Source organism: Candidatus Nitrotoga sp. M5, assembly GCF_927904885.1.
GTDB lineage: Bacteria > Pseudomonadota > Gammaproteobacteria > Burkholderiales > Gallionellaceae > Nitrotoga.
Map to the genome: position 1 here is coordinate 1 of NZ_CAKMNW010000053.1, position 6053 is coordinate 6053.

Here is a 6053-nt window from a genome sequence, read left to right on the forward strand (position 1 = left end):
CGGGCAGAACGCGAAGCAGAACAAGCGCGAGCACGAGCGGAAGCAGAACGTCTCAGAGCAGAACAGGAAGCAGCCAGAGCACGGGCAGAACGCGAAGCAGAACAAGCGCGAGCACGAGCGGAAGCAGAACGTCTCAAGGCTGAGCAGGAAGCTGCAAGAGCTCGGGCATTGGCGGAAGCAGAACGTCTTAAGGCTGAGCAAGAAGCAGCAAGGGCAAGGGCATTGGCGGAAGCAGAACGTCTTAAAGCTGAGCAGGAAGCAGCAAGAGCAAAGGCGGAACGTGAAGCTGCACTTGCCAAAGAAAAAGCGGAAGCAGATGCCAAAGCCAAAGCGCTTGCCGCAGCCGAAATGGCTCGGCTCAAAGCCGAAGAAACTGAGCCAAGCTACAAAGCATTTTATCACCTTAAAAATAAGAGTCCGGCATATCCATTTGCAGCACGCCGCTTGGGCTTAGAAGGCAAGGTGATATTGAATGTTGAAGTGTTGGCCGATGGTTCATGCGGTCAAATCAATGTGGCTGAGAGTAGCGGTCACACCATACTGGATAAGCAAGCTTTGAAAACCGTAAGGGATTGGAACTTCATTCCTGCCCGCAGGGCTGGAGAAGCGATTAACAAATGGTTCAAGGTACCAATCATTTTTTCTATGAAAGATTAACGAAACATGAACGATCTATTTGCTGTTGATTCTACTGTTGTAGCGGCCACACTGTTGCTTCTCGTATTGCTGTCGGTAGCCACTTGGTCAATTTCCTTGCTCAAGTTGCGACGACAGATGCGGAACGACAAAGCTAATAGTGCATTCAGTGAAGCCTTCTGGGCAGCACGCGACTGGCACTCTGCGGCTGAGGTGGCACAGCAAGGTACTAGTGATTTGGCGCGGCTGGCTCAAGCGGGTTTTGACGAAGTAAAAAATTTAAGTGCTGAACAACGGCAAGACCTGCAACACATGGGGGCGCCGCAAGACGTGTTGGAACGCATGCTGCGCCAGCAGGTAGAAAATATTCAGCGCAATCACGAACGCGGCTTGGCTGAACTCGCTACCATAGGCTCGACCTCTCCATTCGTCGGTTTGTTCGGCACCGTTTGGGGCATTCTGCATGCCTTGCAGGATATAGGCTTAAGCGGTACGGCCAGTCTGGACGTGGTTGCCGGACCGATAGGCGAAGCGCTGATTGCGACTGCTATCGGAATCGCCACTGCGCTTCCTGCCGTGTTAGCTTACAACTATTTTTTGCGCCGCCTGCGCGTGCAAGTAACAGAGCTGGAAAATTTCGCACACGACTTTGTGCGACTGGCACTTAAACATAACTTCAAACTGTGAGGTCATCATGGCAATGAGTAATTCTTCGCAACAGGGAATGATGAGCGAAATCAACGTAACGCCGCTTGTAGATGTGATGTTGGTGCTGCTGGTGGTATTTATTGTTACCGCACCACTGCTTACGCCGCAATCGCTTACAGTCAGCGTGCCTAAAACAACAGCAGTCGAAGCTGCCTCCGATCAGGAGAAGTTGCTTCCAGCACATTTAATTGTGGATGCGAATGGAAATATCCAGCTAGACAATATTACGATGAGCGACGCACAACTGGCAGATGTTTTAAAACAGCGAGCGATTGATCCGCTGTTTTTCATGAAAGTTGAGGCTGATAAAACTGTTCCTTATGGGCGCGTGGCTGAATTTATGGCAATTGCGCAAAGTGCCGGAGTAGCCAATCTGTCTTTTGTAACAATTACTCAGTAGGGCTATTAATCAAGCCGTTGCATTTGTGGATATCAGATTTCTAATTGAGCAATGATCACTGTGGTACCGGCGAGTAACAAAGTTGCGTGGCGTCTTCCTTTTAAGATCCACGAGAAAAATACAGCTTGAATCCATATAACTGATCGAGTCAATTGCGTACTTTTTACTTGATTGTGCATCTTGAGGATGAATGAAGTTACTTGTTATTATTAGCAATCAGATAAGGGGCATCACTAAAAATCCAATTTTAGTCACAATAGGGCGTTACTCTAAAAAATTATCGTTTACATATTAACTATATGCCGCGCTCAAATTTTTACTCGTGTCTTGTCTTGTTTAGAAACTTGAATTTTTAGAGGCACCCTACAGTAAAATAAACTGACAAATTCAAATCCTAAACTCTGGAAAGCTCACCATGAAATTCACACAACTGACAACTTTGCTCTGCTTTGTCACAATTCTTGCCGCTTGCGCTACTACTGAAAAATCGGCCGATAAAGAGAGTTCAGGCGTATCAAAAGAATTGACACAAAAAAAAGAATTGACATCAAGACAACAGGTCACTGAAACTGAAATTATAAGAGAGCAAGTTGAGTCAGATCGTATAAATGATCAAGGTTTTAATGAGCGTGCAGCGCCTGCCAAATCAATTGAGTCATTTCAGGAAGAAGCTGCGCAGGGGGATGGTGAAGCCCAATATGCTCTGGGTATAAAGTATCGCAATGGCGATAGTGTAGATCAGGATTATGCTAAAGCCATAGAGTGGTTTCAGAAATCGGCTAATCAGGGCCATGCTGCTGCGCAAACCATGCTTGGTAATGTTTATCGCAATGGCGAGGGTGTAGAAAAGGACGCCGCTAAAGCCGTTGAGTGGTATGGAAAAGCCGCTGTGCAGGGAGACGCGAGTGCGCAACTTAAACTTGCCTGGATGTATCGCAATGGTGACGGTGTTGCCCAGGATGCTACTAAAGCCGTAGAGTGGTATCAAAAAGCTGCGGCACAAGGAGATGCCAGTGCACAATATGCACTTGGTATGATGTATCGCAAAGGGTCGTTAGGGTTACCCAAGGATGCCGCTAAGGCCATAGAATGGTATGAAAAGGCCGCTGCACAGGGTGATGCAGGTGCACAATTTATACTTGGTGGAATGTATCGCAGTGGTGAGGGTGTAACCAAAAATGCTGTTAAAGCCATAGCGTGGTATCAGAAATCTGCTGAGCAAGGTTATCCTGTTGCACAAACTCTTCTTGGTCATATGTATCGCGATGGCGAAGGTACGTCTCAAAATCCAGCTAGAGCTGAAAAGTGGTATCAAAGGGCCGCTGCACAGGGAGATCCAGAAGCGCAATCAGCGCTTGATGCGATGAATCACAATTAATGCAGACGTATCCAAGGATACTGACCAATATTGAGGCCACCTCTAATATCAAATTTTGCAAGCAGCCGCTTTGCGGCTTGCCTGCATACCGCTTTGCGTCACAATACGGCGTTTCTCGAAAAAACTATCACCTACATATCAACATAATACGGCGCTATAATTTTTTACTCGTACCTGGGCTTGCTATCAAGCTTGAATTTTTAGAGTCACCCTTGAGTCCTGACACGCCAAAATCGTATCCTGGTGGAGTAAATAGAATTGTGTGAAAGTGACACCTGTAATTGTCACGTTGAGACATTTGGTACAGAAATCAGCAGATGCTATTCTGCATAATCTGATATAAGGAACTAAATTTCCATTATTGTTTCCTTCTTCATCATAAAATCTCTATGAAAATACAGATAAACCACTCTGAAGCATAATTATGACTGACCGATACGCCGTATTTGGCAATCCCATTTCACACAGTAAATCACCGCTGATTCACTCCCAATTTGCAAGTCAAACCGGACAGGATTTAAGTTATGGGGCCGTACTCGCGCCGCTTAATGGCTTCCGAGATACTGTGTTGGCTTTCCGTACAGAAGGGGGGCGCGGCATTAATATAACCGTTCCGTTCAAGTTTGAGGCGTTCCAGCTTGCCACTCAACTCACCGCCCGCGCACACGCGGCTCAGGCCGTGAACACACTGAAATTCGACGGTGCAGAGATAATTGGCGATAACACCGACGGCGCAGGGTTGGTTGCTGACATCGAACGTAATCTTGATTTCATACTACATGGCAAGCGCGTATTGTTAATGGGGGCAGGTGGTGCAGCGTATGGCGTGGCACTACCACTACTCAATGCAGGTGCAATTGTCACGGTTGCGAATCGCACTGAAGACAAGGCACACCAATTAGCTTCAGTATTTTCTGCGCACGGTGCCATTCAGGGCAGTAGCTATACCGAACTTACAGGTTCGCAATTTGATTGTGTGATTAACGCTACGTCCAGCAGCTTGGCAGATTCACTGCCACCTTTGCCGCGCGGCGATTGCGCCAAATCCCACTCTTCTCCTGATGAACCTGTAACAAATGGGGAAAACACAAATAACAGGGGAATTTTTGCGCCAAATGCGCTGGCCTACGACATGATGTATGGAAAGGAAACCCCTTTCCTGATTTTTGCCAGAGAACAAGGCGCAGCACAACTTGCAGATGGGCTCGGTATGCTGGTTGAACAAGCCGCCGAATCATTCTTTCTGTGGCGCAACGTACGCCCCGATACCGCCCCCGTCATCGCCAAACTGCGTTTGAATTAAGTAGCCAAGGCCACGTCATGAAAAAGTTATGGCCGTGGACATGGCGCATAGCCCTGACGCTGCTGCTATGTTTATTCCTCTATGAACTGTGGTTTTTTGCGCATATCGCAAGGTGGGTAAAACACAACCCCTCAACCAGCGCCTTCATGGATCAACGGCTGCTCATGATGCAAAGCAAGCATCCAGATGCTGAATTACGGCACCAGTGGGTGCCCTATGCAAAGATATCCAAGAATCTCAAACGCGCACTGATTGCTTCTGAAGACGCAAAATTCGTTAACCACGAAGGATTTGACTGGGCGGGTATCCAGAAAGCTTATGAAAAAAACTTGAAAAAGGGTAAGGTCGTAGCGGGAGGCTCAACCATCAGCCAGCAATTGGCAAAAAATCTATTTTTATCCACCCAACGCACACCATGGCGCAAGGCAGAAGAGGCTCTCATCACCATAATGCTGGAAAAAATTATGACTAAACAACGTATTTTTGAGATTTATTTAAACGTCATTGAATGGGGCAATGGCGTGTTTGGTGCAGAGGCAGCTGCTCGACATTATTACCGCGTCAGCGCAGCCCAACTTACTCCGGAACAAGCCGCCAAACTGGCCGCCATGGTTCCTAATCCGCGCTATTACGACCAACATCGTGAAGCACCAGGTATGTTAAAGAAATCGAAAATCATTCTAAAACGTATGAATTCCGCGAAAATTCCTTGAAGGTGCCTCAACGCAATGTACTACGACTATGAATCACATTCCTCATCGTACTTGAACTATCGAAGTTTCTAACTTAAAGCATAACGGGTTCATCTATGTGGCGACAGATAAGAATGCTTTGATATAGGTTCCAGGAATGATACAAGTCTTTTCTCCCCCTTTACCGCTAACCTTAAAGACAATACCGTTTTCTTGATTTTCCTCCAAGTACTCCCGCGACACATCAATGCCAAGATGTTCTTGATGGGCGCAAGTAAGGTAATCGCAAGAACTGACATCTCGTGAATTAAGTTTAATAACGAGATTGTTGTCTTTTGAATCGGACGCCGTATCGTAAAAACGCCAATCGCCGTGGTAGTAATCCGTAACGTAAATCTGATAACTGAACCTGTCGTCCTCATCCGATTTCAACGCACGTAATGAAACTGAGTCCAGAATACCGTTACTATAGTTTGGCCCCTTAAAGTTTGTGATTTTTTTTAAGTCGTCATGTTGAACACTAATTGCACTTGAAATGGATTGAGTGTCATTCCAATTGATTGTTGGCTTAGCCGCATTATTTAGCCCCGGATTGGCACATCCGGTAAGCATGAAGATGCCTGTAACAAATATGGTGATTATTAAAGCTTTCAATCTGTTTCTCCTGGTTGCAAATGCTACGGTAAAAAATTAAACGACAACATGTGCTTAGTATGCATGAATGAGAAGTATTTTTCTTTACTTTAGGGTGATATGGATAGTACGATTATTTTTCAGCTCCGTTAAGGAGTATTGCCATATAAAACCATAGTGCAAACAAAATGGTAGAGCGTGTTTTATGTTAGGCATGCCACATACCAAATTTGCTTGATCTAGTGGTATTTGGCATTGATCACTTTCGTTAGGTTATATCGTAGTTGTTTGTTGATTTTAGGT

The 6053-nt window shown here is 46.0% G+C and carries 7 protein-coding genes; 6 read left to right on the forward strand and 1 reads right to left on the reverse strand.

Annotation, left to right across the window (positions count from 1 at the left end):
- The 6 genes from MJ770_RS10350 to mtgA all read left to right on the forward strand — a co-directional run.
- The coding region (locus MJ770_RS10350) for an energy transducer TonB (RefSeq protein ID WP_239253670.1) at positions 1-657 on the forward strand (657 nt) is incomplete at its 5' end.
- Between the two features lie 6 nt (positions 658-663).
- Positions 664-1323: a MotA/TolQ/ExbB proton channel family protein gene (locus tag MJ770_RS10355; protein ID WP_239253674.1), complete on the forward strand. Its 660-nt coding sequence runs from the start codon at positions 664-666 to the stop codon at positions 1321-1323.
- Between the two features lie 37 nt (positions 1324-1360).
- A complete protein-coding gene (locus tag MJ770_RS10360; protein WP_239253681.1) occupies positions 1361-1744 on the forward strand; it encodes an ExbD/TolR family protein in 384 nt (127 codons plus the stop codon).
- A 415-nt stretch (positions 1745-2159) separates the two neighbouring features.
- Positions 2160-3122 (forward strand): tetratricopeptide repeat protein, encoded by a 963-nt coding sequence (locus MJ770_RS10365; RefSeq protein ID WP_239253682.1) that lies wholly within the window; start codon positions 2160-2162, stop codon positions 3120-3122.
- A gap of 424 nt (positions 3123-3546) precedes the next feature.
- Positions 3547-4425: a shikimate dehydrogenase gene (gene aroE, locus MJ770_RS10370; protein WP_239253686.1), complete on the forward strand. Its 879-nt coding sequence runs from the start codon at positions 3547-3549 to the stop codon at positions 4423-4425.
- Positions 4426-4442: 17 nt separating this feature from the next.
- The gene (gene mtgA, locus MJ770_RS10375) at positions 4443-5138 is read left to right on the forward strand and encodes a monofunctional biosynthetic peptidoglycan transglycosylase (protein ID WP_239253688.1); all 696 of its coding nucleotides are present in this window, start codon (positions 4443-4445) and stop codon (positions 5136-5138) included.
- Positions 5139-5231: 93 nt separating this feature from the next.
- Here the strand turns inward: mtgA and MJ770_RS10380 are convergent, their stop codons facing one another.
- A complete protein-coding gene (locus MJ770_RS10380; protein WP_239253689.1) occupies positions 5232-5771 on the reverse strand; it encodes a hypothetical protein in 540 nt (179 codons plus the stop codon).
- Positions 5772-6053 lie beyond the last annotated feature (282 nt).